Here is a 25,250-nt window from a genome sequence, read left to right on the forward strand (position 1 = left end):
CCGTCGGCACTGATCCCGCCCGCTTCCGCGGCAGCGGCCATCGGTGCCCTCGCGTCTCCTCACGGCGGCCCCACGTACATCCCCTTTTCCCGGCCGACCGGCCGGACCCGCAGCCCTCGTGGCTGCCATCCAACGTGAGGTCATCTTCATCGTGCACACCGATGTCCAGAATTTCGCCGTCGCCAACCTGCTGCGCCGTCCGGCGACGGTCGAAGTCGGGGGCTTCGTCGTGGGAATCGATCCCACGACCACCAGCCCGTACGTGAACTACGCGACCCCGGTCCCCGGCGCCGAGCCGACCGGCCGGGACGTCAGCGACCTGATCGGGGCGTTCCGTGAGCGTGGTCTCAAGCCCCGCCTGGAGTTCGCCCCGGACACCGCACCCGCCGTCGAACCGGCCCTGCGCCGGGCCGGCTTCGCGACGGAGGCGGTCCATGAGTACATGGTCTGCACCCCCGCCACGCTGGCGGTGCCGACCGGGAGCATCGAGGTGGTGGCACCGGACACCGACGAGGACTACACGGCGATCGACACCGCCCTCTCCGAGGCGTTCGGCGGCGAGTTCCCCGCTTCTCCGGAGGGTGCGGCCCGGCTGCGGCGCACCCAGGAGAGCGGCGGGGCCGTGCGGTTCGTCCGTGCCGCCGACGGCGGCTGCGCCGGTGCGGCCGTCTGCTCGGCACCCGCCCACGGCACGGCCGAGGTGGCGGGTGTCGGTACCCGGTCCGCGTACCGCGGCCGGGGCATCGCCGCCGCGATCACGGCGGCCCTGGCCGGGACCACGTTCGCGGGCGGGGCGTCGTCCGTCTGGCTCGAGTACTCGGGCGACGGGTCGCGCCGCGTCTATGAGCGGGTCGGATTCCGGCCCCGGGGCACCCGCCTCTACCTGACGCTCGAAGGGTGACCCGCGCCCGGCGGGGGCCGAGCCGTGCTCAGCCCCCGCCGGGCAGCGGGTGCTCCTTGACGAAGCGGCGGATCTCCGCGGTGAGGGCGGCCGGATTGTCCAGCTGGACCAGGGTGCGGGCGTCGGGGATCTCCACGTACCGCGCGTCGGGCAGCAGCTCGGCGAGGCGGCGGCCGGTGGCGTGAGGCATCATGCGGGACGAGCACATCGCCCGCCTCGTCCTCACCTCCTGCGACGCCCTGGACAACTACCCTCTGCGGCATGCCCCGCCTCCGGCCCCGCCGGGCGGGTGACGAGCCCGTGGCCGCCTTCCCGGGGGTGCTCGCAGCCGCTTTCTTAGCGGCATGTTAGATCTGGGCGGCCGGCCTTGTCCGGGCGCCGCGGCGGCCCGCATGCTCGGGCGCACTCAGGTTCCGGGGGCACTCTCCCGCTCCCCGATCCCACCGGATTTCCCCACCTGGAGCCGCCATGTCATCGTCTGCCGCCCTGCCCGGAAAGCCGCCGTCGGCCTCTCCGGGCAACCGCCGTCTCGCCCTCGTCGGCGGGTCCCTGGGAAACCTCGTCGAGTGGTACGACTGGTTCGTCTACGCCAGCTTCGCGATCTACTTCGCCGACTCGTTCTTCCCCGGCGACAACCAGACCACCAAGCTGCTGAACACGGCGGGCATCTTCGCCGTCGGCTTCCTGATGCGTCCGGTCGGCGGGTGGATCCTCGGGCGGGCGGCCGACCGGCACGGCCGCAAGAGCGCGCTCACCCTCACCGTCACCATGATGTCGGTGGCCGCCCTGCTCATCGCCGTCGCGCCCACCTACGGCCAGGCCGGCTACTTCGGCGCCGTGGTGCTGCTGGTGGCCCGGCTGCTGCAGGGCCTGAGCATCGGTGGCGAGTACGCCGCCAGCGCCACCTATCTGACCGAGGCGTCCGCCCGCGACCGGCGCGGGCTCGGCTCCTCGTTCCAGTACGTGTCGATGACGTGCGGCCAGCTCCTCGGCCTCGCCATCCTCATCACGATGCAGCACACCCTGACCACGGACCAGCTGGAGAGCTGGGGGTGGCGGATCCCGTTCGTCATCGGCGCGCTCTTCGCCGGGGTGGTGTTCTGGCTGCGGCGGCGGCTGACCGAAACCGAGGCGTTCACCGAGGAGTCCGGGGCGGACGGCCGTACGGACACCGCGCGCGGCACCCTCCGCGCGCTGTGGCAGCACCGCCGCGAGGCCGGGCTGGTCATGGCGCTCACCCTGGGCGGCACGGTGGCGTACTACACGTACACCACGTATCTCACCAAGTACCTGATCGGCAGCGCGGGCATGGCCAAGTCCACGGCCACCCTGGTGAGTTTCACCGCGCTCGCCGTCTTCGCACTGCTCCAGCCCTTCGCCGGGATGCTCTCGGACCGGATCGGCCGCAGGCCGCTGCTGATCACCTTCGCGGTCGGCTGCACGGTGGGCACGTACCCCATCATGACCGCCCTGGGCTCGGCGTCCTCGTACTGGCCGGCGCTGGGGCTGTCCCTGCTCGCGCTGGTCGTCGTCACCGGGTACACCTCGATCAACGCCGCAGTGAAGGCGGAGCTGTTCCCCACCCGGGTGCGCGCCCTCGGGGTGGCGCTGCCGTACGCCGTCGCCAACGCGCTGTTCGGCGGGACGGCGGAGTACGTGGCCCTGTGGTTCAAGGACAGCGGTCACGAGAAGGTGTTCTTCTGGTACGTGTCGGGGTGCGCGCTCGTGTCGCTGGTGACCTACGTGCTGATGCCGGACACCCGCAACGCGGCGCTCAGCCGTGCCGAGGCCGAGGCGGACACCGGTCGCGACCGGGCTCCCGCGAAGGCCGCCGGCTGACGCGACGGTGACCCGGGCGGTGCGGCTTCCGTAAGCTGCCGCCCAGGTCACCACGGCACGAGGACTTCACATGGACGCGCTGCTCGTCGAGGACGACGACCGAATGGCCCAGGCTCTGACCACGGCCCTCGCCCAGCGCGGGCACACTGTGCGCAGGGCCGGCCGGGCCCTGGACGCGCTGCGGTACGTCCACGCGGCCGAGTTCGTGCTGCTCGACCTCGGTCTGCCCGATCTCGACGGCCTTGAGCTGCTGCGGCGGCTGCGCACGGTGTGCGACGCACCGCTGATCGTGGTGACGGCCCGCTGCGAGGAACGCGACATCGTGCAGGGGCTGCGGGCCGGAGCGGACGACTACGTGGTCAAGCCGTTCCGGATGAACGAGCTGATGGCCCGGATCGACACCGTGCGCCGCCGTACCGGGGCGACGTCGGCCCGCGGCACGGCCGGCGGCAAAGGTCCGGTGCGCACCGGCGATGTGGAGATCGACATCGCGGGCCGTACGGTCACGGTCGGCGGCGCGGAAGTGCGGCTCACCCGGCGCGAGTTCGACGTCCTCGCCTTCCTCGCCGCCCGGCCGGACGAGGTGCACTCCCGCGAGGAGATCCTGGACCGGATCTGGGGCGATGCCTTCCTCGCCGCGTCCCGGTCCCTGGACGTGCACGTGGCGGGCATCCGCGCGAAGACGGGCCGGGCCGAAGTGGTGCGTACGGTGCGGGGCTTCGGATACCAGCTCGGGACCGAGGGCCGGGACGGCCGCCGGCCATGAGGCGCAGGCTGCTGGCCGTGCTGATGGTGCTCATCGGGGCCGCGACCCTGCTGCTGTCGGTTCCGCTGGCCGGTTCGTACGCGAGCGGGCGTACGGAGCATCTGCTGCTCCAGCGGCGCGCCGACGCGGTGCGGTTCGCCGACCTGGCCGACCGGGTGCGGACGGCCGCCGACCGTGCCGAGCTGTCCACCGAGATCAGTCGGTACGCCGAGCTGTACGGCGCCTCGGTGACCGTGGTGGACTCCGCGGGGCGGACTCTCGCGCAGGCGGGGGCCGGGGTCTCCCGGTCGGCCGCGGACGACGTCCTGGGCCGGGCGCTGACCGGGCGGTCCACCGAGCGGCTGCCGACCGTTCGGCCGTGGGGGCCGGACCGGGTGGTGCTCGCCGAGCCGGTCGGCCGGGACGAACGGGTCAGCGGCGCCGTCCTGCTGGCCGTCCCGACCACCGCGGCCCGGCGGGACGTGACCGTGCGCTGGGCGATCGTCGCCTGCGGGGCGCTCACCGCGTTCGCTGCCGCGGCCCTGGTCGCGGCCGGCATCACCCGCTGGCTGATGCGCCCGGTCCGTGACCTCGACCGGGCCGTCGCCGCACTGGCGTCCGGCAGCCTGGAGACCCGGGCCGTATCCGACACGGGACCGCCCGAGCTGCGCAGCCTGCGTCTGCACTTCGACAACATGGCCGAGGCGGTCGCCGACTCCCTCGGCCGTCAGCGCGCCTTCGTCGCCGACGCCTCGCACCAACTGCGCAACCCGCTGGCCACCCTGGTGCTCCAGCTGGAGAACGTCGAGCCGCATCTCGCGCCCGGCCCCGGCCGAAAGGAGCACGCGCGCGCCCTCGACGAGGCGGAGCGCCTGGAGGAACTGCTCGACGGCCTGCTCGCGCTGGCGCGGGTGGAGTCGGGGACGGCGGAGCGGACCGAGCAGGACGTGTCCCGCGGGGTGCGTGAGCGGGTGGCCGCGTGGCAGCCGGTGTTCGAGGCCTCCGGGCTGGCGTTGAGTGCCGCCGCCGTACGGGACGGGCTGCGGGCGCCGGCCGTGCCGGACGCCGTCGGCCGGATCCTGGACGCGGTCCTCGACAACGCGGTCAAGTTCGTCCCGTGCGGCGGACGGGTCACGGTGACGGCCGCGCTCGCGGACGGGGAGGTCGTGGTGCGCGTCACCGACGACGGCCCGGGGGTGCCGGACGATCAGCTCCCCCTGCTCGTCCGGCGTTTCGCCCGGGCGCCCGAGCATCAGAACGTGCCCGGCAGTGGTCTGGGCCTGGCCATCGCCGACGAGATCGCCCGCCTCAGCGGGGGTCACCTCACCACGGCCGGCAACCGTCCCCACGGCCTGGCGGTGGAGCTGCGGCTGCCGGGTCCGGTGCCGGGTCAGCCGTAGACCGAGCGGTAGTAGGCCACCGCGCCGGGGTGCAGAGGTACGTCCCCCGTGGCGACGGCGAACCTGGGTTCGAGCCGGGCGCCCGCCGTGACCTCCCGCAGCAGCACGCGCCAGCGGTCGAACACCACCTGGAGCACCTCGCGCACCGCCTGCTGCGGCACCTGGGAGCGGGCCAGCAGATAGTTGCCCACCCCGACGGTGCCGACCGGTTCGGTGCGACCGTAGACGCCGGCCGGGAGGGTGACCGCGGTGTAGACGGGGCCGTACGTGTCACGCAGGACGGCGGCCTGTTCCTCCAGTGGCAGGAAGCGCAACGGGAGTTCGCGGGCCAGCGCCGACAGGGCGGGGGTCGGCACTCCCCCGGCCCAGATCAGCGCGTCGACCGTGCCCGTGCGCAGCGCCTGCACCGAGGCGGCGAGGCCCAGCTGCCGTTGCCGTACCGACCGCTTGCCGGTCAGACCCGTCACCCGCAGCAGCCGGTTCGCCAGTACCTGTCCGCCGGAGCCCGCCGCGCCGGTGGCGACCGACCGGCCCGCGAGATCCCCCACGGACCGCACGGGTCCGTCGGCCGGTACGACCAGGTGCGTGTAGTTGACGTAGACGCGGGCGAGAGCAGTCACGGCGGCCCGGTCCGAGAACGGCTCCCGCCCCTGGACGGCGTCCTCGGCGGCGTCCGCCATCGCCAGGCCCAGGTCCGCCGAACCGGCGCCGAGCCTGCGCAGGTTGTCCACGCTGGCCGAGGTACTGAGCGGGCTGATGTGCAGCCGGGGGACGGCCCGGGCGGCCTCGGCGGCCAGTGCCTTGCCGAAGGCGTTGTACGGCCCACCGGGCGCTCCCGTCGCGAGTCTGAGCCGCCGGTCGGGTCCGCCGTCCCCGGCACAGCCGGCCAGGGCGAGGGCCGGGGCACCGAGGGCCACGGCCTCCAACAGGCCGCGGCGGCTCATCGGTCGACCGGTCACGCCCGCAGCGTAGCCTCTTCGCGCGGACGGAAGGCTCCACTCCCGCGTGGCCCCTGCTCGGAGGGTGGCACTATCCTTGCGCCCTTAAACACGGGTAGGAGAAGGGACATCGGCGTGGCGATGAAGGCCTTGCGTTCGGCGTTGGAAGCGATCTATGTACGGCGCCTGAACCGCAAGCTGGAAGGCCTGCCCCGGCCGCGGCACGTGGCGATCATGCTGGACGGGAACCGGCGCTGGGCCAGGGGTGCGGGACATCAGGACGTCCGGGAGGGCTACCGCGTCGGCGGTGCCAAGGTCACGGACTTCCTGCACTGGTGCACCGACGCCGGCATCAAGCACGTCACGCTGTGGATGCTGTCGGACGACAACCTCCACCGGCCGGCCGACGAACTGGGTCCCCTGCTCGACATAATCGAGGAGACCGTCCGGCGCATCTGCGCCCCCGGGGAGCCCTGGGAGATCGAGATCATCGGCGCGCTCGACCTGCTGCCCGGGAACACCGCCCGGGTCCTCAAGGAGGCCGCCGCCCTCACCCAGGGCCGGGGCGGGCTGAAGGTCGACGTCGCCGTCGGCTACGGCGGCCGCCGCGAGATCGTCGACGCCGTGAAGGCGGCCTTCGACAAGCACATCAGCGCGGGCGGCGACCCCACGGAGCTGGCCGCCGACTTCGACCTGGAGCACATCACCGACAACCTGTACTCGCCGGCCGGACACGACACCGACTTCATCATCCGCACGTCCGGCGAACAGCGGCTCTCCGGCTTCCTGCTGTGGCAGTCCGCCTACGCCGAGGTGCACTTCGTCGACGTCCTGTGGCCGGCGTTCCGCGAGATCGACCTGCTGCGCGCCCTGCGGTCGTACGCGGCCCGGGAACGCCGTTACGGCCGCTGACGGCCGCGTTGTCCTGCACTCTCAGGTCAGTTCCCCGCCGACCGTGGTGAGAACGGGGGCGACCAGGGGGGTTCGGGTCGGCCGTCGGGCAGCAGCAGGCCACGCGCCGCGGCGAGGCTCTCCTTGGCGCCCATGACGATGAGTTCGCGGAGGAGTTCCGCGAGCGCGGCGAAGACGTGGAAGGCGAGCCGTCCGCCGGGGTGGTGGTGTCCAGGTTCTCGTGCAGCGAGGTGAAGCCGACGCCGCGCTCGCGCAGTTCGGCGAGTTTGTTCAGGAGCCCAGGCCTCACCTGCGGAACAGCCGATTCCGGAAGCCTGGGCGAAAAACCCCTTGCCCAATGGTCAAGAAGCGTTGACCATTGGAGGCATGCATAGCGATGATCTTCCCGAGACGTTCCACGTCACCACTGACGAGCAGCTACGCGCCGTTTCCAATCTCACGCGTCACCGGATCATGGCCGTGCTCCGCTTCGAGCCCTCGACGATCACGCAGATCGCCGAGCGAGTGGGCCTTGCGAAGGGGAGTTCCAGCTACCACGTACGGCTGCTCGAACGGGCCGGCCTGGTGAAGGTGGTACGAACGCGGAAGGTCCGTGGGGTCACCGAGCGGTACTACGCCATGGCCGCGCGGGCGATCGTGCTGCCGGATCCGGGCGAGGGAGGCCCGGATGTGCTGATGCGGCATGCGGTGGCGGACCTGGAGGCAGCGCCGGCGGATGGCGAACGGCACGTGCGGATGGCGCATCTGCGGCTCACCGAGGAGCAGTTCGCGGAGCTGGGGGCGCGGCTGCAGGCACTGGCGGACGAGTACCGGGAGCTGTCCGATCCGTCACTGCCGGACGCGTCACTGGTCTTCGCACTGTTCCACCCGGCTTCGCACGAGCAGGCCGAGGGAGACGCCAAGTGACCTCAGACGTGCGGAAGCTGCCGACCGGGTTCGGACGGCTGTGGACTGCGCAGACGATCTCCTCGCTCGGTGACGGGGTGACTCATGCCGCGCTGCCGCTGCTCGCGCTGACGTTGACGCGGGATCCGATGGCGCTCGCCGTCGTGACGGCAACCGGAACGCTGCCGTGGCTGCTGTTCGGGGTGCTCGGCGGTGCGTTGGTGGACCGCTGGGACCGTCGGCGCACGATGTGGGTCACGGACGCGGCGCGTGCGGTGCTGCTCGCGATACCGGCGGCAGCGGCCGCGCTCGACGTGCTGAGCATTCCGCTGCTCGCGGCCGTCGCCTTCCTGCTCGGCCTCGGCGGACTCCTCTTCGACACGGCCGCCACGGCCTATCTGCCGGATCTGCTCGGCCGCGACCCCGCGCTCCTGGAGCGCGCCAACTCCCGCCTGCGCGGCGCCCAGACCGCCGCGTCCGGCTTCGCGGGGCCGCCTGCGGGCAGTGCCCTGCTCGCGCTCGGGCGGGCGTTTCCGCTGCTCGCCGACGCGGTCTCGTTCGCGCTCTCCGCACTGCTCGTACGGTCGCTGCCTGCCGCACCCCGGCCCGCACCACAGGCCCGTGAGTCGCTGCTGCGGCAGGCGCGGGCCGGCGCCTCGTACGTATTCCGGGATCAGTTGCTGCTCGGGCTCGCGCTGCGTCCGGCGGTCGGGAACATCGCCTTCCTCGCTGTGGAGACCGTACTCGCCCTCTTCGCGCACGACCGTCTCGGCATCGACACCTTCGGCTTCGGCCTGCTCCTCACCGCGGAGGCCACCGGCGGTCTGCTCGGCGCGGGCATCGCCTCCTTCCTCGGCCGACGGCTCGGCACCGGCACCGCACTGACCTGCACGGCAGCAGTCGAGGGACTCGCCATCCTGGGCCTTGCCGCCGCCCCGAACCCGTACGTCGCCGGCCTCTCGCTGGCCGTCTGCGGCGCGGGCATGGGCGCCACGATGGTGCTCGGCCCCTCCCTGCGACAGTCGGTCGTCCCCGCCCACCTGATGGGCCGGGTCGCCTCCACCTCCCGCATGCTCGCCATGTGCGCCGCCCCGTTCGGCGCCTTCCTCGGCGGCTGGCTGGCCACCACCTACGACGTACGCACCCCGCTCTACACCGCCGCCGGTCTCCTCCTCGCCATGACCGCCGTCACGTCGACCATGACCAGCAACCGCCGGGTCGAGGCGGCGTTGCGTGCCGCCGCCCCGGCCGATGATCCAGATCACCCGGAATCCCGGGAACCCGTTCAGGAGGGTGCCGTCCAGGGCCTCGCGAGGTCGTTGACCAGTGACGAGCCCTAGCTCAGCGGTGGCCGGCGATGCCGAGCCGGGCGGCCGCGTGGCCGCAGTGGAGTTCCCCGGCGAGCAGGACGAAGGCGTGCAGTTGCGCGAGGGGAAGTCCGGGTCGCGTCATACGCCTGGAGACATCAGGTCGTGCCCTGCCCGGCATTGGACGTGTCGATGCAGGTCACCTAGCGTTCGGCGCATGACAGAGCGACGTGCGATCCTCAGCGGTTCGGCCTTCGAGGAACAGATCGGGTATGCCCGTGCCGTGGTGGACGGCGACTGGGTCCATGTGTCCGGGACGACCGGGTTCGACTACGCCACCATGACCATCTCCGACGACGTGGTGGAACAGGCCGAGCAGTGCCTCCGCAACATCGGTGCCGCGCTGGCCGAGGCGGGCTGCGGCTTCGCGGACGTCGTACGGGTGCGTTACCTGCTGCCCGACCGCGAGGACTTCGAGCCCTGCTGGCCGGTCCTGCGGCGCTGCTTCGGCGAGGTCCGCCCGGCCGCGACGATGCTCGTCTGCGGTCTCGCCGACCCTCGCATGAAGATCGAGATCGAGGTGTACGCGCGGCGGCCGCTCACCTGACGGGCTCTGGGATCGAGGCGTGTTCGAGTGCGTGGCCAGCCCCTGCCTCGCCCTCACTTCCGGTACTTGTCCGTCGCCGCCACCAGTGCCTGCGCCACACCGGGTGCCCCGGTGGTGTGGCCGGCGTCGCCCACGGTGACCAACTCGCTGCCGGGCCAGGACCGGTGGAGGCGCCAGACGATGCCGAGCAGGTTGCCGAAGTCGAGTGAGCCCTGCACGAGGGTGCCGGGGATGCCCGCGAGGAGGTGGGCGTCGCGCAGGACCACGCCGTCGCCGTCGCCCAGGAAGTGGTCGTTGCCCCAGTAGTGGGTGACGGTGCGGGCGAAGCCCATGCGGTACGCGGGGTCCTCGAAGCGGGCGACGGAGCGCGGTGGTGCGGGGATGATCGCCGTCTCCCAGTCGGTCCAGGCCCGCGCCGCCCGCTCCCGTACCGCGGGGTCGCGGGACTCCAGCAACCGGTTGTAGGCCGCGGCGAGGTTCCCGTCGCGCTCGGCGGGCGGCAGTTGGGCCAGGAACCGGTCGTGGGCCTCCGGGAAGATCCTGCCGAGTCCCCTGGTGAGCAGCTCCACCTCGGCGTCGGAGCCTGTCGCGACTGCGGTCAGCACCAGCTCGGAGACGGATTCCGGATGCGTCTGCGCGTACCGCAGGGCCAGCACCGAGCCCCACGACACGCCCCACACCAGCCAGCGCTCGATGCCGAGGTGCCGCCGCAGCAGCTCCAGGTCGGCCATGACGTGCGCGGTCGTGTTGACGCTCATGTCGGTCTCGTGGTTACTCGCGTGCGGTGTCGAACGGCCGCTGCCGCGCTGGTCGAGCAGGACGATCCGGTAGGCAGCCGGGTCGAACAGGCGTCGGGGGTAGGGGCCGCACCCGGATCCCGGACCGCCGTGCAGCACGACCGCCGGCTTGCCCTCGGGGTTGCCGCAGGTCTCCCAGTACACGAGGTTGTGGTCGCCGACGTCGAGCATGCCGTGTGCGTACGGCTCGATCTCCGGATAGAGGGGCATCAGGGCACCGTAACGTCGCATCGGCTCCCGGTCGCCCTCATTTCGCGCCGGACAGGTCGATCGCCCGGTCGACGTCCTGGGGCTGCAGGACGCGCAGGATGCCTTCGAGGAGGTAGTAGTCGGCGTACGGGAGGGAGATCTCGATTCCGTCCTCGGCCGGGCGGTTGCGGGTGCAGCGGGCGACGACGGCCTCGGCACGCGTCGAGTTCCTGGTCAGACAAGTCTTCGCCAGCGCGGTCAGCAGCCGTAGGGCGGCTACCCGGTACTCGGGCCTGCCCGTCGCCGCGGACAGGTCCAGCAGTCCGCAGGCCATGATCGCGCCGGCGGAGGCGTCCTTGACGTCGTACGGCTGCTGGGGTGCCCGGAAGTCCCACACGGGGACGTGATCGGGGGTGAGGGCGCCCAGCGCGTAGTCGGCGAGCCGGCGTGCGGTCGTCAGGAACTGCCGGTCACCGGTGCGGCGGTGGATCGTGGTGAACCCGTAGATGCCCCAGGCCTGCCCTCGCGCCCAGCAGGACGTGGGGCTGTAGCCCTGCACGGTGCCGGGGCCGATCGGCACGCCGGTGGCGGGGTCGAAGTCGTACACGTGAGGGGTCGAGCCGTCCGGGCGCGGGAACACCCGCTGGGCGGTCTTCGCGTGTTCCGCGGCGATGCCGAGGTACTTCCCGTCGCCCGTCTGCTCGCTCGCGAAGGCCAGCAGGTCGAGGTTCATCATCGTGTCCATGATGACGCGGCCCGCGTTGTTCGGATCGTTCAAGGCGCCCCAGGCCCGGATGAAGCGGCCGCCCGGGTTGTAGCGCCGGATCAACGAGTCGGCCGCCCGCACGGCACCGGTCCGCCAGGTGTCGTCGCCGGTCAGGCGCCATGCGGTGACCCAGGAGGGGTAGAAGAGGAAGCCGAGGTCGTGGGTGGTGGTGTCGGTCTGGCGGGGAGCGAGCTTCTTCGCGGAGTCGAGTGCCAGGGTGCGGTAGGTGTCGTCGCCGCTGTAGAGCCAGGCCATCCAGAGCGTGCCGGGCCAGAAGCCGCCGACCCAGTCGCCGTTCTGCGAGTACACCCACTTCTCTGCCTTCGTGCCGACCGGAAAGGCCGTCACCCCCGGCGCGACGGTGCGGAGTTTCCCGGTCGCGTAGTCGGCGGCAGCCCTGAGCGTACGGACGTCCGCCGCGGGGGTCCGCTCGGCCGCCCGGGCCACTGTCGTCGGCACCGCGTGCAGGGCGGCGGCGCCGGCGGCCGTGGTCAGTACGGAACGTCGGGAGATCTCCATCGGCTCGCGTCCTCCAACTCGGCACAGCGGAAGGGCAGTTGACCGAGCCTTGCACAGCCCGCCGCGCCATGTACACCCACATGAGCAATGTTCAGGTGGATGAACGGGACGGGAGGGGGCCGCCGCAGCGCGTCAGCTGCAGGTGCCGGCCGAGCACCGCGATCACGCACCCCCCCCCACGGGATTCCGCCGCGTACCGACGGCGGGCCGCCGCCGGGCAGGGGGCACACAAGCCCCGAAGCGACGGTGCATCAACAGGGCATAGGGGACGAGAGGTGAGATCCGCCCCAGGGGAACGAGGGCTTCCGGCCGGGCCGCTCCGGCACCTGTCCCGGAAGTACCCCGGAATTGTCCGTGATCCGTAACAGACGGATCCCGCAGCCCACTTATGCCGTCCTGACAGGTGCACGGGGGGACCCACCAACACGGCGAGGATCGGGGCGGACATGGCACGGCATGGCGGGCGGGGATGGTACGGCCGGGTGGTCGCGGCGGCGGTCGGAGTGACGGCGGTTGCCGCCGCCACGTCGGTATGGACCGCGCAGGCCGGCCAGCCTGGTGGGCACCAGCCGGCGCACCCCGCCGCCAAGAAGGCGGTGCCCCTGTCCGCCACGATCGTCCACGCCTCCGACGGCGGCGACCACGCGGTCAACATCACCATCGACGACGGCCCGGACCCGCAGTGGACCCCGCAGGTGCTGCAGGTGCTCAAGGACAACGGCGTGAAGGCGACGTTCTGCATGGTCGGCACCCAGGCTGAGGCGCACCCCGACATGGTCAAGAAGGTGGTGGCGGCCGGGCACCGGCTGTGCGACCACACGGTGTCGCACGACACCACCATGGACAAGAAGTCCCAGGCCTACCAGTCGCAGCAGATCCTGGACGCCGAGCGCCAGATCACGAAGGCCTCCGGGGGCGTACGGCCGATGTACTACCGGGCCCCGGGCGGCGCGTTCACCCCGTACAGCCGGCACCTCGCGGCCTCGCACGGGATGCGGCCGCTGGGCTGGAACGTCGACTCCAAGGACTTCGAGCGGCCCGGCACCGACGCCATCGTCAACACCGTCAAGGGCGAGTTGCACAACGGCCCGACCCTGCTCTTCCACGACGCCGGCGGCGACCGCTCGCAGACCGTGGCCGCACTCAGCACCCTGCTGCCCTGGCTGAAGCAGCAGGGGTACTCCTTCGGATTCCCCGTTCGCTGAACAGGGCGCGGCCGCACCCCGCTTCACACCTCGACCCCGGCGACGACGGTCCGCACCCCCTCGGTCACGACGGGCCAGGCCGCCGCGCCGGGGTCGATCACGTCGAAGTGACCGGCCCCGGGCAGCTCGTGGAGTGTGGCGCCCACCCGTGCGGTGTACCGGCGGGCCATGGCGACGGGCAACGCCTCGTCGAGGGCGCCGTGGACCACGACCGTACGGCCTGCGGGGACGCCCAGAGCTGACGGGTCGGCGGCGGCGTACCGGTCCGGGACCTTCTCCCTCGCGCCACCGAGAAAGGCGGCGACGGCGCCCCGGCCGCTGCCCAGTTCGTCGGCCCACGCCAGGTCCGCGGTGGGGGCGAGGGCGAGCACCCCGAGCACGGCGGGCGGGGTTTCGGTCCGGCCTGGCGCGCCGTCGGGCAGCCGGTGCCGTAGCGCGGCCCACAGGGCGAGGTGGCCGCCGGCCGAGTGCCCGGCGTAGACCACGCGCGCGGGGTCGACACGGCCGGGCGCGGCCTGCGCGACGAGGCGGGGCAGCCGGTCGACGGCCTGCGCCGCGTCGGTCAACGTGACCGGCCAGCCCCCTCCGCCCCCGACCCGGCGGTACTCGACACTGACCACCGCACAGCCGCTCTGCGCCGCCAAGGCCCGGGCGAATCCCGCGACATGCTGCCGATCGTGCTCGGCACGCCAGAAGCCGCCGTGGAAGAACAGCACCAACGGCACGCCCGGCCCCGCCCCCTCCGCAGGCAGGAACAGATCTGCGGCATGGTCCGGATGCCCGCCGTAGGCCAGCGGGACAGGGGAAGCCTGGACTCGGCGCACACGCATACCTCTTTTCGGTATACCTCGATTAGTTGCATGAGCGTACAGCACTGCCGAGCCCCGATCGCAGGCCCGGCAGGATCGGCGCGGTGCCGGCCGGGCCGGAGGCTGCGACTTCCCGGCCATCGCCCCGGTCGGACGGTTCAAGCAGTGCATGCTCCAACGCGTCTGATTCCTCGGTTACTTCACCTCTTGACGACCTTGGTTCAGACCTTTACGTTGCAGCAACCCCCACACGACAGGAGCGGCACATGCTCGGTGTCAGAACGTCGTCGTGCTCTCTTCTCCTACGACTGCTTCTCCTCCTGGCCGTGCTGCTCGGCATGGCCGGTGCGCCCGCGCGGGCGGCGGACCGGACCGCGGCGGCGCCCTTCAAGGTGCTGGCCCTGTACAACGGCACCTGGGACGCGGCGCACATCAGCTTCGTCAAAGAAGCGAACGAGTGGTTCCCCGAACAGGCTGCGGCCAACGGGTTCACCTACACCGCCAGCAACAACTGGGATCTGCTGGCCAACGGCGGGGTGAACGCCTACCAGGTGGTCCTCTTCCTCGACGACCTGCCGCAGACGGCGGCCCAGCGGACCGGGTTCGAGCAGTACATGCGCTCCGGCGGTGCCTGGATGGGCTTCCACGTCTCGGCGTTCACGACGAACGCCTCGGGCTGGTCCTGGTACCACAACCAGTTCCTGGGATCGGGCGACTTCAGGTCCAACACCTGGGGCCCGACCACGGCCGTGTTGCGCGTGGAGGACCGTACCCATCCCGCGACGAAGAACCTGCCGGCCACGTTCACCACGTCGGTCAGCGAGTGGTACAGCTGGTCCAACGACCTGCGCCAGAACCCCGACATCAGGATCCTGGCCTCCGTGGACCCCAGCAGCTTCCCGCTGGGCACCGACCCCGACCAGACCTGGCACAGCGGCTACTACCCGATCCTGTGGACGAACACCAAGTACCGGATGCTGTACGCGAACTTCGGCCACAACGCGATGGACTACGCCACCGACACGCCTCTGTCCTCGACCTTCGCGAGCGAGACGCAGAACCGGTTCGTCCTCGACGGCCTGAAGTGGCTGGGCGGGGCCGCGGACGGCCGGCCGCCGGCCGGCCCGATCTCCGAGACCGCCTGGTACACGCTGCGCAACGCCGGCAACGGCACCTGCGTGGACGCCCGGGGCGCGGCCACCGCCGACGGCACGGCGATCCAGCAGTACACCTGCAACGGGACCGCCGCCCAGCAGTACCAGTTCCGGTCCACCGACAGCGGATACGTGCGCATCACCAGCCGTGGCAACCCCCAGCAGGTCGTCGACGTCACCGACCGGTCCACCGCCGACGGTGCCCCGCTCCAGCTGTGGTCCTACGGAGGCGGCGGGAACCAGCAGTGGAGCCCGGTCCAACAGGCCGACGGCAGCTATCACTTCGTGGCCCGGCACAGCGGCCGGTGTCTCAGCGCCGCGTCCACGGCCGCGGACAGTGTCCAGCTGACGCAGCGCACCTGCGACGACTCCCCCGCCCAGACCTTCCGGCTCACGGAGCGGCCCTGACCCTGCGGGGCCGGACGACCGCCGGTGAACCCGGAGGGAATTCCTGGTCAATGAATCGTCGGGACGGCTGTTCGGGTGCGAAGCGCTGCCTAACATGAGGCCGTCCCGCCGGTGTTCGCACAGCTGTTGCGCTCGGCCGCGTGGACGTCTGCGTACGTCGTTCCGGAAAGGCTCGCCATGCCGTTGCCCCGCCTCGGCTCGCGGCCGGTCGCTCTCCGAACGGCTGGAGTGCTGCTCCTCGCCTTCGCCCTCGCCCTGGGAGGGACCCTGCTGGCGCTCTCCCTCGTGGGCGGGCGCCCCGCACGGGCCGCGCGGTCCGTCACGATCGAGGTCTCGCCCAGCCGCTGTGGTCGAGGCTGGACCCGGCCTGCGTCCGGGGTGCAGACCTTCGACCTGCACAACGCCTCCGACGGCGCCGCCGAGGTCTATCTCGAGGACCCCGGCAGCCAGCTGGTGTACGGCGCGGTGGAGGGCATCGGCCCGGGTACGACACGGCAGCTGACCGTCCGGCTGGGCAAGGGCACGTACGCCTTCAAGTGCGTGCCCGACGACGCCGACGCCGTCACCGGGCCCAGCGTCCGCGTCACGTCGGGGCGGCGCGGCCCGGGGGCGGCCCCGGTCACCGAGCACGACCTGATCCCGCCCGCGCTCGCCTACCAGAAGTGGGTCGGCGGCGGTCTGGACGAGCTGGTGCGGCTGACGGGGAAGCTGGGCCGGGACATCGACCGCGGCGATCTCACCGGTGCCCGGTCTGCCTGGTTGCCGGCCCATCTGCAGTACGAGCGGCTGGGGGCGGCGTACGACGCCTTCGGGGACGCGGACGAGCAGATCGACGGCACGGACGCGGGGCTGCCCGCCGGGGTGGCCGACCGGGGCTTCACCGGGTTCCACCGCGTCGAGTACGGGCTGTGGCACGGACAGTCCGCGGGCCGTCTGCGCGCCCCGGCGGCGGCGCTGGTCAAGGCGGTGAACCGGCTGCGGGCCGGCTGGTCGCGGACCCGCATGGATCCGGCCCAGCTCGGTCTGCGCGCGCACGAGATCCTGGAGAACACCGTGCAGTTCGAGCTGACCGGCCGGACCGACTACGGCAGCGGCAGCAACCTCGCCACCGCCCGTGCCAACCTCGAGGGCACCCGCGAGGTGCTGTCCCGGCTGCGCCCCCTGCTCGTCGGCCGGTACTCCGACCTGCCCGGCCTCGACCGGGACCTGGATCACGCGCAGGACCTGCTCGACGGGTTCCGGCAGGGCGGCCGCCGGCCCGCGCCGGCCGCCCTGCCCCGCGCCGGGCGGGAGCGCGTCGACTCGGTCTTCGGCGACCTGGTCGAGCGGCTCGCGTCGGTGGCGACCCTGTGCGATCCCCGGAGGACGGCGTGAGCGGAACAGACCGACCCGGCGCCGTGGGCAGGCGCGGCTTCCTGCGCGGTGCGGCCCTCGCGGGAGCCGGGCTCGCCACCGGTGCCGCCGCGCCCACGGCGGCCGTCGTCCCCTTCCACGGCACCCACCAGGCGTCCGTGCTCGCGCCCTCGCGCCGGACCAGCGTGTTCGTGTCGCTCGACGTGACCGCCGAACACCGGGCGGACCTGACCGACCTGCTGCGCACCCTCACCGACCGGGCCCGGTTCCTGACCTCGGGCGGGACCCCGTCCCCGGTGGGCATCACCGGGCCGCCCGCGGACTCGGGCATCCTGGGCGACCGGCTGCCCTCGGGCGCGCTGGGCGTGACCGTCGGGGTGGGCGCCTCGCTCTTCGACGACCGGTTCGGGCTGGCCGCGCTGCGGCCCCGGCGACTGACCGTCATGCCCGCCTTCCCCGACGACGACCTGCGGTCCGAGTGGTGTCACGGCGACCTCGGTCTCCAGCTGCACGCCGACGACCCCGACACCGCTGTGCACGCCCTGCGCGACATCGCCCGGCACACCCGGGGCGGCATGCAGGTCCGCTGGCGCCTGGACGGCTTCTCCAGTCCGCCCCGGCCCTCCGGCACCCCGCGCAATCTGCTGGGGTTCAAGGACGGCACCGCCAACCCGGACGCGCACAGCACCGGTGAGATGGACCGCCTGGTGTGGGTGGGCAAGGGCATGGACGAGCCGGACTGGGCGGTGGGCGGCAGCTATCAGGTCGTCCGGCTGATCCGGATGCTGGTGGAGTTCTGGGACCGGGTCTCGCTGAGCGAGCAGGAGCGGATGTTCGGCCGGGCCCGCTCGTCCGGCGCGCCGCTGGACGGCGACCGCGAGCACGACACACCGAAGTACGCCGACGATCCCAAGGGCGACGTCATCCCGCTGGACGCCCACATACGCCTCGCCAACCCCCGCACCGCCGCCACCGCCCACCAGCGCATCCTGCGCCGCGCCTACAACTACGACCGGGGCATGGACGGCAACGGCAACCTCGACATGGGCCTGCTGTTCACCTGCTACCAGCAGGACCCGGTACGGCAGTTCGAGACAGTGCAGCACCGGCTGGCGGGCGAGCCGCTCACCGACTACACATCCCCGTTCGGCGGCGGCTACTTCTTCGCGCTGCCCGGCGTGCGGGACGCGGCGGACTGGTACGGGCGGGCCCTGCTTGGCTGAGCCTGTCCGGACAACTCGGCGGACGGGCGGGTCAATTCACCGTCAAGGTTTGCCCCAGCATCCCTGACCCGGTGTTCACTCCCGCGCCACCGCCCCTCCGCCGAAGCGCCCGGCCGCTCACGCAGCATCCGTGCTCGTACGACGCACAGACGTTCTCGCCCGGAGGGTGAACCACCATGGCCAGCAGAGGAAGACGAGCGGCGACGCGGAGCATCACGGCGCTCGCCGGAGCGGCGACGCTCACGGTGCTCGGCAGCAACGCGCCCGGCTGGGCGGCGGCGCCCGCCGGGCACTCCTCCACCGCGACGCCCGTCAAGCACGTCGTCGTGATCTTCGACGAGAACATCTCCTTCGACCACTACTTCGCCACGTACCCGAAGGCCGCCAACACGGACGGCACGAAGTTCAAGGCGTCGAGCAACACCCCCAGGAACATCGACACCCTGGCCCACGCCGGACTGCTGAAGACGAACCCCAACCAGTACACGCCGAAGCGGCTCTCCCCCGCCCAGGCGATGACCTGCGACCAGAACCACTCCTACGGGGCCGAGCAGTACGCGGCGAACGGCGGCAAGGCCGACCAGTACGTGCAGAACACCGAGGTCGACAAGTGCAGCGGGGGCCTGTTCGGCGAGCCCGGCCTCGTCATGGACTACTACGACGGCAACACCGTCACCGCGCTGTGGAACTACGCCCAGCACTACTCCCTGTCCGACCGCTCCTTCAGCTCGGTCTACGGCCCCTCCACGCCCGGTGCGCTCAACCTGGTCTCCGGTCAGACGCACGGTGTGGTCTCCGTCGACCCGGCCACCGGCAAGCGGACGGCGACGCCCGACCCGTACACCGTCAAGTCGCCCGACGCGAAGGGCGTGGGCACGGTGATCAACGACCCCGACCCGGCCTTCGACGACTGCTCCGGCAAGGACCACACCAGCACCAACGCGCTGGCGGCCATGCAGGGCGCCAACATCGGTGACCGGCTCAACGCGAAGAAGGTGTCCTGGGGCTGGTTCCAGGGCGGCTTCCGGCCCTCGACCGCGTGGAACGGGACGTCCGGGTCGTACGCCAGGTGCGACACCACGCACACCAACACGGGCGGTGCGGCCGTCGCCGACTACAGCCCGCACCACAACCCGTTCGCGTACTACAAGTCGACGGCAAACCCGCACCACCTGCCGCCGAAGAGTGTCTCGGAGATCGGCCACAACGGGCAGGCCAACCACAACTACGACCTGACCGACTTCACCGCCGCGGTCAAGGCGGGCAAGCTACCGGCCGTCAGCTTCGTGAAGGCCGGTGAGTACCAGGACGGCCACGCGGGCTACTCCGACCCGCTCGACGAGCAGCACTTCCTCGTCAAGCAGATCAACGCGATCCAGAGCTCGCCGCAGTGGAAGTCGACCGCGGTCGTCGTCGCCTACGACGACTCCGACGGCTGGTACGACCACGCGTACGCCGCTCCGCGCAACGGTTCGAAGGACACCTCGCTCGGCTCCAACGGCAAGGCCACCGACAGCCCGGCCTGCCAGAACGGCCCCAAGGCGTCCGGCGGTTACGCCGACCGCTGTGGTCCGGGTACCCGCCAGCCGCTGCTCGTGATCTCGCCGTACAGCAAGGTCGACAAGGTCGACCACACGCTGACCGACCAGGCGTCCGTCACCCGGTTCATCGAGGACAACTGGCACACGGGCCGCGTCGGTGACCACTCCTTCGACGCTAGGGCCGGTTCCCTGGCAGGCATGTTCGACTTCCGGCACCCGAACAACAAGCAGGTGCTGCTGAACTCGGACGGCTCGGTGAAGTCCGTCGGACCCGTCAGGCACGTCGCCCCGGTGACCACGAGCATCACGCCCGGCCCGGCGATGCAGAACACGGCCGCCACCACCGGCACTTCGGAAATCCCGGCCCTCCCGGTCGGCCTCGGTGTGGGCGCCCTGCTGGCCGCCGGCGTCACCGGCACATACCTCACGCTGCGCCGCAGGCAGCAGGTCTGACCACCGCCCCTCCCCACGAGTGCGCCCCGGCCGACGGCCGGGGCGCACTCGGTTCAGGCTCTGACCGACGGCCGGGGGGCGCGCACTCTGTCCGCTCTCCCGATCAGCTGCAGCAGCGGACCGGTCATGAGGGTGGTCACCAGGGCCATGAGGACGAGGACGGCGTACAGGTCCTGGCCGATGAGTCCCGCCGTCCTGCCCACGTCCAGCACGATCAGCTCGGTGAGCCCTCGGGTGTTCACCATGACGGCGACCAGGGCCGACTGCCGGATGTCCATGCCGTGCACCCGGGCCGCCCCGTAGGCCGGTACGACCTTGCCGGCGATCGCCACCACCAGGAGCACCCCCAGCAGGCCGAAGCCGTCCGCGCCCAGCGTGCCGATGTCGACCGACAGCCCCGTGGACACGAAGAACAGCGGCAGCAGCATTGCGGAGGTCTGCTCCATCGGCCGCAGCACGTCGGCGCCCGGCGCACCGTCGCGGCGCGGCATGGCCAGCCCGGCGAGGAACCCGCCGAAGACGGCGTGCAGGCCGAGTGACTCCGTGACCCACGCGCTGCCCAGGGCGAAGACCAGGGCCACCGGAACGGGACTGCTCAGCACCGTGGCCGGCCGGTTCAGCCACCGGCGCAGCGCGGGCCGGACCACACCGAGGACGAACGCGACGAAGGCGGCCAGCAGTGCCAGGGCGACCGGCCAGGACCGACGGGTGGCCTGACCCGAGTCGCTGAGCACCGCCGAAAGCACGAGCCAGGCCGCCACGTCCATGAAGCCGGCCGCCGCGATCGCCACGGTTCCCGCGGGAGTGCCGGCGGCCCCGCGCTCCCGCACGATGGCCGCCAGCACGGGCAGCGCGGTGATCGAGAGCCCCACCGCCATGAACGGCGCGAACGAGTGGTGGCCCGCGTGCCCGGGATCCACGGCGGCGAACAGTCCACCGCACAGTTCCATGGCCCCCAGGGCGAGCGCCATCGGGGTCAGCAGTGCCGCCACCGCGACGCTCACCGCGGTGCGTCCCGCCCGGAAGGTGCGGAAGTCGATCTCGTAGCCGGCGACGAACAGGAACAGGACGACGGCGATCTGCGCCAGTACCGACAGGAACGGCCGCGCGTCGGCGGGGAACAGCCGCGCGGACGGGTCACCGGGCAACCGGCCCAGCAGGGTCGGACCGAGGGCGATCCCGGCGAGGATCTGGCCGATCACCGCCGGCTGCCCGAGACGCCGGGTCAGGCCCCCGAACACCCAGGACACGAGGATGACGAGGGCCACGTCCCCGAGAACGGTGGCTACGAGACGACTCATCGGGCGTGCCTCTCGTCCGGAGTCCGGAGTCCCCAGACATGTGTTCGCGAGCATACAAATGGCTTACAAATCAGGCGTGTTGTGCGTTTGGGCTATTGGAAGTCACGGCCCGGCGCACCGTGGCGCCGGGCGAAAACCGCTGGTCGACCTCGGGGCGGGATGCTGAGATGGCCCGATGTACGATCTTGCGTCGCCGACCGTGGACCGGGGCCGGTACGCGGACGCGGTGACTCCCTGGGAGCAGGAGTCCTGGCGGACCGCGGCCCTCGGCTGGGTGGAGGCCGGGCTCGCGGCACACGGGCTGCGGGTGACCGGCCGGCTGCAGGTGCGGCTGCGGCCGTGGTCCGTCCTGGTGCGGGTGCCGGTGGCCGGGCGTGCGGCCGTGTGGTTCAAGGCGAATCCGCAGGCCAGCGGCTTCGAGGGCGCGCTGACCGCCGCGCTGGCCCGCTGGGTGCCGGAGCACGTCCTGGAGCCGCTCGCGGTCGACGCCGACCGCGGCTGGTCCCTGCTGCCGGACGGGGGCGCCCTCTTCCGGGACGTCCTCGAGCGGGAGACCGTGCAGCCGCGCGCCTGGGAGGACCTTCTCCGCCGGTACGCGAGCATGCAGCATGCCCTGGTCCCGTATGCGCGCGAGATCGAACGGCTGGGTGTCCCGAGCGCCCGGACCGCGGAACTGCCCGAGATCTTCGACACGTTGCTCGCCGAGGACACGGCACTGCGGCCGGACGAACGGGCACGGCTCGACACGCTGCGGCCCCGGCTCGTGGACTGGTGCGCCGAACTCGCGGCCTCGGGCATCGCCGACTCCCTCGACCACTCGGATCTGCACGACGGCCAGTTGTTCAACCCGGAACCGGGCCGGTACACCTTCTTCGACTGGGGCGACGCGGCCGTGTCCCACCCGTTCTGCAGCCTGCAGGTCACCGCCCGGCGGGCCTGCGGCCGGTACGGGCCCGAGGTGTTGCCGCGCCTGCGCGACGCCTACCTTGAGCCGTGGACGGGAGCCGGACACACGGCAGCGGAACTCCGGCGCGCGGCGCACCTCGCGTGGCGGCTGAGCGCTCTGGGGCGTGCCCGCGCCTGGGGCCGTCTGTTTCCGGTCGCGCCCGGAGCCGCTCCCCTGGCCGGGCAGAGCGCCCGCACGCTGCTGGAGCTCACCGAGGATCCCCCGCTGTAGACGGCCCGACACCACTCTTACGGCACAACGCCCGGTTCACGTCCCGGGTGCCGTCGTCCCGGTGTCCCGCCGGGACCGTCCGCCGCCGGTGCCTCCGCCCCGGAGTCGTCGTGCGGTTGCGGGAGGCGGAGCCGGACCGGGAGCCTGGGCGGGGGACGAACCGGGCCGGATCCGGGAGGCGTGGTGATTCCAGCACACGGCATACCCACCGTGGACCGCCGGCGCTTCCTGGCCCTGTGCGCGGGGGCGGGCCTGGCCACGGCGGCCGCCTGCGCGCCCGCGACCCCGCCCGCGCGACCCCACCGGGACAGTCCGCTGCGGCCGGAGGCCGAACAGGACGCGCCGGGCACCGACGACTGGCGGATCCGCTCGGCGGGCCCGCCGGACGCGGTGGCCGGCTACACGGACCAGGTGAGCGTCGCTCCCGGACAGGAATGCGGTCTGCACGTGTCGACCGGCGCCGCCTCGTTCCGGGTCTCGGCGTTCCGCGTCGGCTGGTACGGCGGCCGGCAGGCCCGTCTCATATGGGCCTCATCGCGGATACCCGGCCGTGCCCAGCCGCCCCCGCACCTGCTGCCCGCCACCCGCACCGTGCGCGCCGACTGGCCCACCGCGCTGAGCATGGACACCACCGGGTGGCCGGAGGGCGCCTATCTGCTGCGGCTGGAGGCCGACACCGGTCACCAGCGTCACATCCCGCTGATCGTCCGCTCCGCCGAGGCCGCGGGCCGCACGGTCCTGCTGCATGCCCCGGCCACCTGGCAGGCCTACAACCGCTGGGGCGGATACAGCCTCTACGCGGGCTCCTCGGGTGCGTACGCCACCCGGTCCCTCGCGGTCAGCTTCGACCGTCCCTATGAGGGCAACGGCGCCGAGAAGTTCCTGGTCTACGAGTGGGCACTGGTGGTGCTGGCCGAACGCCTGCGCATCCCGCTTGCCTACACCACCGGTGTCGACGTCCACCGGGACCCGTCGGTGCTCCACGGAGCGCATTCCGTCGTCTGCCTGGGGCACGACGAGTACTGGACGCCCGAACAGCGGGCGTCCGTCACCCGCGCCCGGGACGCCGGGACGAACGTGGCCTTCCTAGGCGCGAACACCTGCTTCCGCCGGGTCCGTCTGGAGGACGGGGAGCGGGCGGGCAACCGTACGGTGGTCTGCTACAAGACGTCCTACCGCGCCGACCCCCGCTACGCGTCCGACCCGGCGCTGGTGACCACCGACTACCGCAGCCCGCCCGCAGCCGACCCGGAGTCCTCGCTGACCGGCGTCCTGTACGAGGGCTATCCCGTCGACGCCCCGTATGTGGTGCACTCCGCCGATCACTGGCTGTACGACGGCACCGGCGTGCGTCCTGGAGACGCCTTCGCCCATCTGGTGGGCGTCGAGTACGACCGTGTCACGCCCGTCTCCCCCGCTCCCGGCCCCCTGGAGATCACCGCGCACTCCCCGGTCGTCTGCGCCGGCCGCCCCAGCCACAGCGACTCGGCGTACTACGCGGCCCCGAGCGGTGCCGGGGTGTTCGCGACCGGAACCATGCGCTGGGTGGAGGGCCTGCTCGCCGGCACCGGCGAACTCGGCCGCGACCACGGCATGGACAGCCGCACCCGCGGATTCGTCACGCGCACCACGGAGAACCTGCTGCGCACCTTCGCGCAGGGCCCGGCGACCGGCACCGGCCGGCCACCGCGTCCGAACGTGGACGAGGTGTACGGCGGCGCGGTCTGACGGCGGCCACCGGGCCCCGGCGTCACTGTGCCGGGTGCCCCGTGGCGCGGAGCCGGTCCCGGCGGGCGAGGTTGTAGAGCCGCAGCAGATGCTTGGCCACGGCACAGGGCGCGGCGTCCGCGTGGCACTGGCGGCACGTCTGCACGTGCTGCTCGTAGGCGAAGCGAGCGCTTTCCAACGGATCGTTGTGCGCGTCATCGAAAGAGGACATGGAGATCTCCGGGCAGGGCGCGTCCTGGGACCGCGCCGAGTTGACTGACTGGTACACCCAGAGCAAAGGTCATCATGTTACTTGCGGTACTGGGAAACTGGTCGGTAACAACGCCTCTGACCTGGGCCGGAACCGTGCGGTCAGTGGCCACCCGAGGGCTGGTCGCACCCCTCGTGGTCGGGGTAGCCGCCGAAGGCGTCCGCCTTGGTCGTGGCGCCGTCCAGGTCCGGGTTCCCGGCCAGGCTGCCTTCCACGCACACCGGGTAGTCGTCGACCTGGATCAGGAAGCCGACGCCACCGTCGCCCGGGTACGCCTGCACCTGCCCGCCGGAGTACCCGAGGCCGACGAGGGCCTTGCGGACGCTCTCGGGACTGAACCGGCCGCGCCTGCGCTGCGGTTCGAGCGCCTCCCGGACGCGCGCGACGGCCGCGAGGCCCTGGCAGCGGCGCTTGCCGTGCAGCTCGAACGGGATCATGAATCCGTGGTTCTCGGCGTAGTGGTCCGTCGGCGGTGCGGTGGGGCTCGGAGTGGCCGTGGACGGCTGCGGAGAGGCGGTCGGGCTCTCGCCGGGGCAGGGAAAGTCCTTGGGTGTGCTCGGCGACGCCACCGCACTGCGCGAGGGCCCGCCCGCGCCGGCGTCGCCCCCGGCGCGCTGTGTACCGCATCCGGCCGCCAGCACGGCCAGTAAGGCCAGCGGGACCATCCCGGCCCGGGCCCCCGTCGTTCCGATCTTCGTCATGCGCCGATCCTGGCCGGTGCCGGGGTCGCCGTCATGAGTTCCCGTACTCAGAAAACGAGCCCGCAGACGCCCCGAGGCGGTGCGGCGGGGCGGGTGGCGGAGCACCCCGTCAGCGGAGCGTCAGTCCCCCGTCAGCGGCTCC

23 protein-coding genes are annotated in these 25,250 nt (G+C 72.2%); 15 read left to right on the top strand and 8 right to left on the bottom strand.

Going from position 1 to position 25,250, the window contains the following annotated elements:
• Positions 1-151: 151 nt before the first annotated feature.
• Positions 152-901, top strand: a complete 750-nt coding sequence (locus tag FB157_RS32805; RefSeq protein ID WP_145884329.1) for a GNAT family N-acetyltransferase — start codon at positions 152-154, stop codon at positions 899-901.
• Positions 902-929: 28 nt separating this feature from the next.
• On the opposite strand, the gene FB157_RS32810 is transcribed toward FB157_RS32805, so the two are convergent.
• Entirely contained in the window at positions 930-1,094 is a 165-nt protein-coding gene (locus tag FB157_RS32810; protein ID WP_261386687.1) for an alpha/beta fold hydrolase, read from the bottom strand.
• A gap of 275 nt (positions 1,095-1,369) precedes the next feature.
• On the opposite strand from FB157_RS32810, the gene FB157_RS32815 reads away from it, so the two are divergent.
• The 3 genes from FB157_RS32815 to FB157_RS32825 all read left to right on the top strand — a co-directional run bounded on the left by FB157_RS32815 (position 1,370) and on the right by FB157_RS32825 (position 4,885).
• A complete protein-coding gene (locus tag FB157_RS32815; protein ID WP_186581792.1) occupies positions 1,370-2,740 on the top strand; it encodes an MFS transporter in 1,371 nt (456 codons plus the stop codon).
• Positions 2,741-2,810: 70 nt separating this feature from the next.
• On the top strand, positions 2,811-3,506 hold the full coding sequence (locus FB157_RS32820; protein ID WP_145884296.1) for a response regulator transcription factor: 696 nt from the start codon (positions 2,811-2,813) through the stop codon (positions 3,504-3,506).
• Positions 3,503-4,885 carry a HAMP domain-containing sensor histidine kinase gene (locus FB157_RS32825; RefSeq protein ID WP_145884297.1) on the top strand — a complete coding sequence of 461 codons (1,383 nt, stop codon included), beginning with the start codon at positions 3,503-3,505 and terminating at the stop codon, positions 4,883-4,885. The genes FB157_RS32820 and FB157_RS32825 overlap by 4 nt, the downstream gene beginning before the upstream one ends.
• On the opposite strand, the gene FB157_RS32830 is transcribed toward FB157_RS32825, so the two are convergent.
• Positions 4,876-5,844 carry a TAXI family TRAP transporter solute-binding subunit gene (locus FB157_RS32830; protein ID WP_261386688.1) on the bottom strand — a complete coding sequence of 323 codons (969 nt, stop codon included), beginning with the start codon at positions 5,842-5,844 and terminating at the stop codon, positions 4,876-4,878. The genes FB157_RS32825 and FB157_RS32830 overlap by 10 nt on opposite strands.
• A gap of 120 nt (positions 5,845-5,964) precedes the next feature.
• Between FB157_RS32830 and FB157_RS32835 the strand changes: the two genes are divergently transcribed.
• The 4 genes from FB157_RS32835 to FB157_RS32860 all read left to right on the top strand — a co-directional run bounded on the left by FB157_RS32835 (position 5,965) and on the right by FB157_RS32860 (position 9,534).
• Positions 5,965-6,735, top strand: coding sequence for an isoprenyl transferase (locus FB157_RS32835; protein ID WP_145884332.1), 771 nt, complete (start codon positions 5,965-5,967; stop codon positions 6,733-6,735).
• A 366-nt stretch (positions 6,736-7,101) separates the two neighbouring features.
• A complete protein-coding gene (locus tag FB157_RS32845) occupies positions 7,102-7,641 on the top strand; it encodes a transcriptional regulator (RefSeq protein WP_145884298.1) in 540 nt (179 codons plus the stop codon).
• The gene (locus FB157_RS32850; RefSeq protein ID WP_145884299.1) at positions 7,638-8,960 is read left to right on the top strand and encodes an MFS transporter; all 1,323 of its coding nucleotides are present in this window, start codon (positions 7,638-7,640) and stop codon (positions 8,958-8,960) included. The genes FB157_RS32845 and FB157_RS32850 overlap by 4 nt, the downstream gene beginning before the upstream one ends.
• Positions 8,961-9,144: 184 nt before the next feature.
• Positions 9,145-9,534 carry a RidA family protein gene (locus FB157_RS32860; RefSeq protein ID WP_145884300.1) on the top strand — a complete coding sequence of 130 codons (390 nt, stop codon included), beginning with the start codon at positions 9,145-9,147 and terminating at the stop codon, positions 9,532-9,534.
• 53 nt (positions 9,535-9,587) lie between these two features.
• Here FB157_RS32860 and pip read toward each other — a convergent pair whose 3' ends face one another.
• Both pip and FB157_RS32870 read right to left on the bottom strand, forming a co-directional pair.
• Positions 9,588-10,541: a prolyl aminopeptidase gene (gene pip / locus FB157_RS32865; RefSeq protein ID WP_145884301.1), complete on the bottom strand. Its 954-nt coding sequence runs from the start codon at positions 10,539-10,541 to the stop codon at positions 9,588-9,590.
• A gap of 37 nt (positions 10,542-10,578) precedes the next feature.
• Entirely contained in the window at positions 10,579-11,805 is a 1,227-nt protein-coding gene (locus tag FB157_RS32870; RefSeq protein ID WP_145884302.1) for a glycoside hydrolase family 88 protein, read from the bottom strand.
• Positions 11,806-12,251: 446 nt separating this feature from the next.
• Here FB157_RS32870 and FB157_RS32875 point away from each other — a divergent pair, with 446 nt between their 5' ends.
• Positions 12,252-13,010 carry a polysaccharide deacetylase family protein gene (locus FB157_RS32875; protein WP_186581793.1) on the top strand — a complete coding sequence of 253 codons (759 nt, stop codon included), beginning with the start codon at positions 12,252-12,254 and terminating at the stop codon, positions 13,008-13,010.
• Between the two features lie 23 nt (positions 13,011-13,033).
• Here FB157_RS32875 and FB157_RS32880 read toward each other — a convergent pair whose 3' ends face one another.
• The gene (locus tag FB157_RS32880; protein ID WP_145884303.1) at positions 13,034-13,840 is read right to left on the bottom strand and encodes an alpha/beta hydrolase; all 807 of its coding nucleotides are present in this window, start codon (positions 13,838-13,840) and stop codon (positions 13,034-13,036) included.
• A gap of 245 nt (positions 13,841-14,085) precedes the next feature.
• Between FB157_RS32880 and FB157_RS32885 the strand changes: the two genes are divergently transcribed.
• The 4 genes from FB157_RS32885 to FB157_RS32900 all read left to right on the top strand — a co-directional run bounded on the left by FB157_RS32885 (position 14,086) and on the right by FB157_RS32900 (position 19,951).
• Complete coding sequence (locus tag FB157_RS32885; RefSeq protein ID WP_145884304.1) at positions 14,086-15,381, top strand: ThuA domain-containing protein; 1,296 nt, start codon at positions 14,086-14,088, stop codon at positions 15,379-15,381.
• A 177-nt stretch (positions 15,382-15,558) separates the two neighbouring features.
• On the top strand, positions 15,559-16,755 hold the full coding sequence (locus FB157_RS32890) for an EfeM/EfeO family lipoprotein (protein ID WP_145884305.1): 1,197 nt from the start codon (positions 15,559-15,561) through the stop codon (positions 16,753-16,755).
• Positions 16,752-17,957, top strand: a complete 1,206-nt coding sequence (efeB, locus tag FB157_RS32895) for an iron uptake transporter deferrochelatase/peroxidase subunit (RefSeq protein WP_145884306.1) — start codon at positions 16,752-16,754, stop codon at positions 17,955-17,957. Before FB157_RS32890 ends, efeB begins: the two co-directional genes overlap by 4 nt.
• A 176-nt stretch (positions 17,958-18,133) precedes the next feature.
• Complete coding sequence (locus FB157_RS32900) at positions 18,134-19,951, top strand: phospholipase C (protein ID WP_145884307.1); 1,818 nt, start codon at positions 18,134-18,136, stop codon at positions 19,949-19,951.
• A 53-nt stretch (positions 19,952-20,004) separates the two neighbouring features.
• On the opposite strand, the gene FB157_RS32905 is transcribed toward FB157_RS32900, so the two are convergent.
• Positions 20,005-21,252 (bottom strand): cation:proton antiporter, encoded by a 1,248-nt coding sequence (locus tag FB157_RS32905; protein ID WP_145884308.1) that lies wholly within the window; start codon positions 21,250-21,252, stop codon positions 20,005-20,007.
• Between the two features lie 175 nt (positions 21,253-21,427).
• On the opposite strand from FB157_RS32905, the gene FB157_RS32910 reads away from it, so the two are divergent.
• Positions 21,428-22,429 carry a phosphotransferase gene (locus FB157_RS32910; RefSeq protein ID WP_145884309.1) on the top strand — a complete coding sequence of 334 codons (1,002 nt, stop codon included), beginning with the start codon at positions 21,428-21,430 and terminating at the stop codon, positions 22,427-22,429.
• 183 nt (positions 22,430-22,612) lie between these two features.
• Complete coding sequence (locus FB157_RS32915) at positions 22,613-24,157, top strand: N,N-dimethylformamidase beta subunit family domain-containing protein (RefSeq protein ID WP_398947614.1); 1,545 nt, start codon at positions 22,613-22,615, stop codon at positions 24,155-24,157.
• Between the two features lie 22 nt (positions 24,158-24,179).
• Here the strand turns inward: FB157_RS32915 and FB157_RS32920 are convergent, their stop codons facing one another.
• Both FB157_RS32920 and FB157_RS32925 read right to left on the bottom strand, forming a co-directional pair.
• Positions 24,180-24,368: a hypothetical protein gene (locus FB157_RS32920; RefSeq protein ID WP_145884310.1), complete on the bottom strand. Its 189-nt coding sequence runs from the start codon at positions 24,366-24,368 to the stop codon at positions 24,180-24,182.
• A 140-nt stretch (positions 24,369-24,508) separates the two neighbouring features.
• A complete protein-coding gene (locus FB157_RS32925) occupies positions 24,509-25,108 on the bottom strand; it encodes a hypothetical protein (protein WP_145884311.1) in 600 nt (199 codons plus the stop codon).
• Between the last annotated feature and the right edge of the window lie 142 nt (positions 25,109-25,250).

It is taken from the genome of Streptomyces sp. BK340, from assembly GCF_007827595.1.
GTDB lineage: Bacteria > Actinomycetota > Actinomycetes > Streptomycetales > Streptomycetaceae > Streptomyces.

Excerpts from the sequence above, each read along its gene's own strand:
- FB157_RS32860 (WP_145884300.1), top strand. The coding sequence starts at position 9,145 with ATGACAGAGCGACGTGCGATCCTCAGCGGTTCGGCCTTCGAGGAACAG.
- FB157_RS32870 (WP_145884302.1), bottom strand. The coding sequence starts at position 11,805 with ATGGAGATCTCCCGACGTTCCGTACTGACCACGGCCGCCGGCGCCGCC.
- FB157_RS32925 (WP_145884311.1), bottom strand. The coding sequence starts at position 25,108 with ATGACGAAGATCGGAACGACGGGGGCCCGGGCCGGGATGGTCCCGCTG.
- FB157_RS32815 (WP_186581792.1), top strand. The coding sequence starts at position 1,370 with ATGTCATCGTCTGCCGCCCTGCCCGGAAAGCCGCCGTCGGCCTCTCCG.
- FB157_RS32905 (WP_145884308.1), bottom strand. The coding sequence starts at position 21,252 with ATGAGTCGTCTCGTAGCCACCGTTCTCGGGGACGTGGCCCTCGTCATC.
- FB157_RS32845 (WP_145884298.1), top strand. The coding sequence starts at position 7,102 with ATGCATAGCGATGATCTTCCCGAGACGTTCCACGTCACCACTGACGAG.
- FB157_RS32810 (WP_261386687.1), bottom strand. The coding sequence starts at position 1,094 with ATGATGCCTCACGCCACCGGCCGCCGCCTCGCCGAGCTGCTGCCCGAC.
- pip (WP_145884301.1), bottom strand. The coding sequence starts at position 10,541 with ATGCCCCTCTATCCGGAGATCGAGCCGTACGCACACGGCATGCTCGAC.
- FB157_RS32835 (WP_145884332.1), top strand. The coding sequence starts at position 5,965 with ATGAAGGCCTTGCGTTCGGCGTTGGAAGCGATCTATGTACGGCGCCTG.
- FB157_RS32920 (WP_145884310.1), bottom strand. The coding sequence starts at position 24,368 with ATGTCCTCTTTCGATGACGCGCACAACGATCCGTTGGAAAGCGCTCGC.
- FB157_RS32900 (WP_145884307.1), top strand. The coding sequence starts at position 18,134 with ATGGCCAGCAGAGGAAGACGAGCGGCGACGCGGAGCATCACGGCGCTC.
- FB157_RS32875 (WP_186581793.1), top strand. The coding sequence starts at position 12,252 with ATGGCACGGCATGGCGGGCGGGGATGGTACGGCCGGGTGGTCGCGGCG.
- FB157_RS32880 (WP_145884303.1), bottom strand. The coding sequence starts at position 13,840 with ATGCGTGTGCGCCGAGTCCAGGCTTCCCCTGTCCCGCTGGCCTACGGC.
- FB157_RS32890 (WP_145884305.1), top strand. The coding sequence starts at position 15,559 with ATGCCGTTGCCCCGCCTCGGCTCGCGGCCGGTCGCTCTCCGAACGGCT.
- FB157_RS32885 (WP_145884304.1), top strand. The coding sequence starts at position 14,086 with ATGCTCGGTGTCAGAACGTCGTCGTGCTCTCTTCTCCTACGACTGCTT.
- FB157_RS32910 (WP_145884309.1), top strand. The coding sequence starts at position 21,428 with ATGTACGATCTTGCGTCGCCGACCGTGGACCGGGGCCGGTACGCGGAC.
- FB157_RS32820 (WP_145884296.1), top strand. The coding sequence starts at position 2,811 with ATGGACGCGCTGCTCGTCGAGGACGACGACCGAATGGCCCAGGCTCTG.
- FB157_RS32825 (WP_145884297.1), top strand. The coding sequence starts at position 3,503 with ATGAGGCGCAGGCTGCTGGCCGTGCTGATGGTGCTCATCGGGGCCGCG.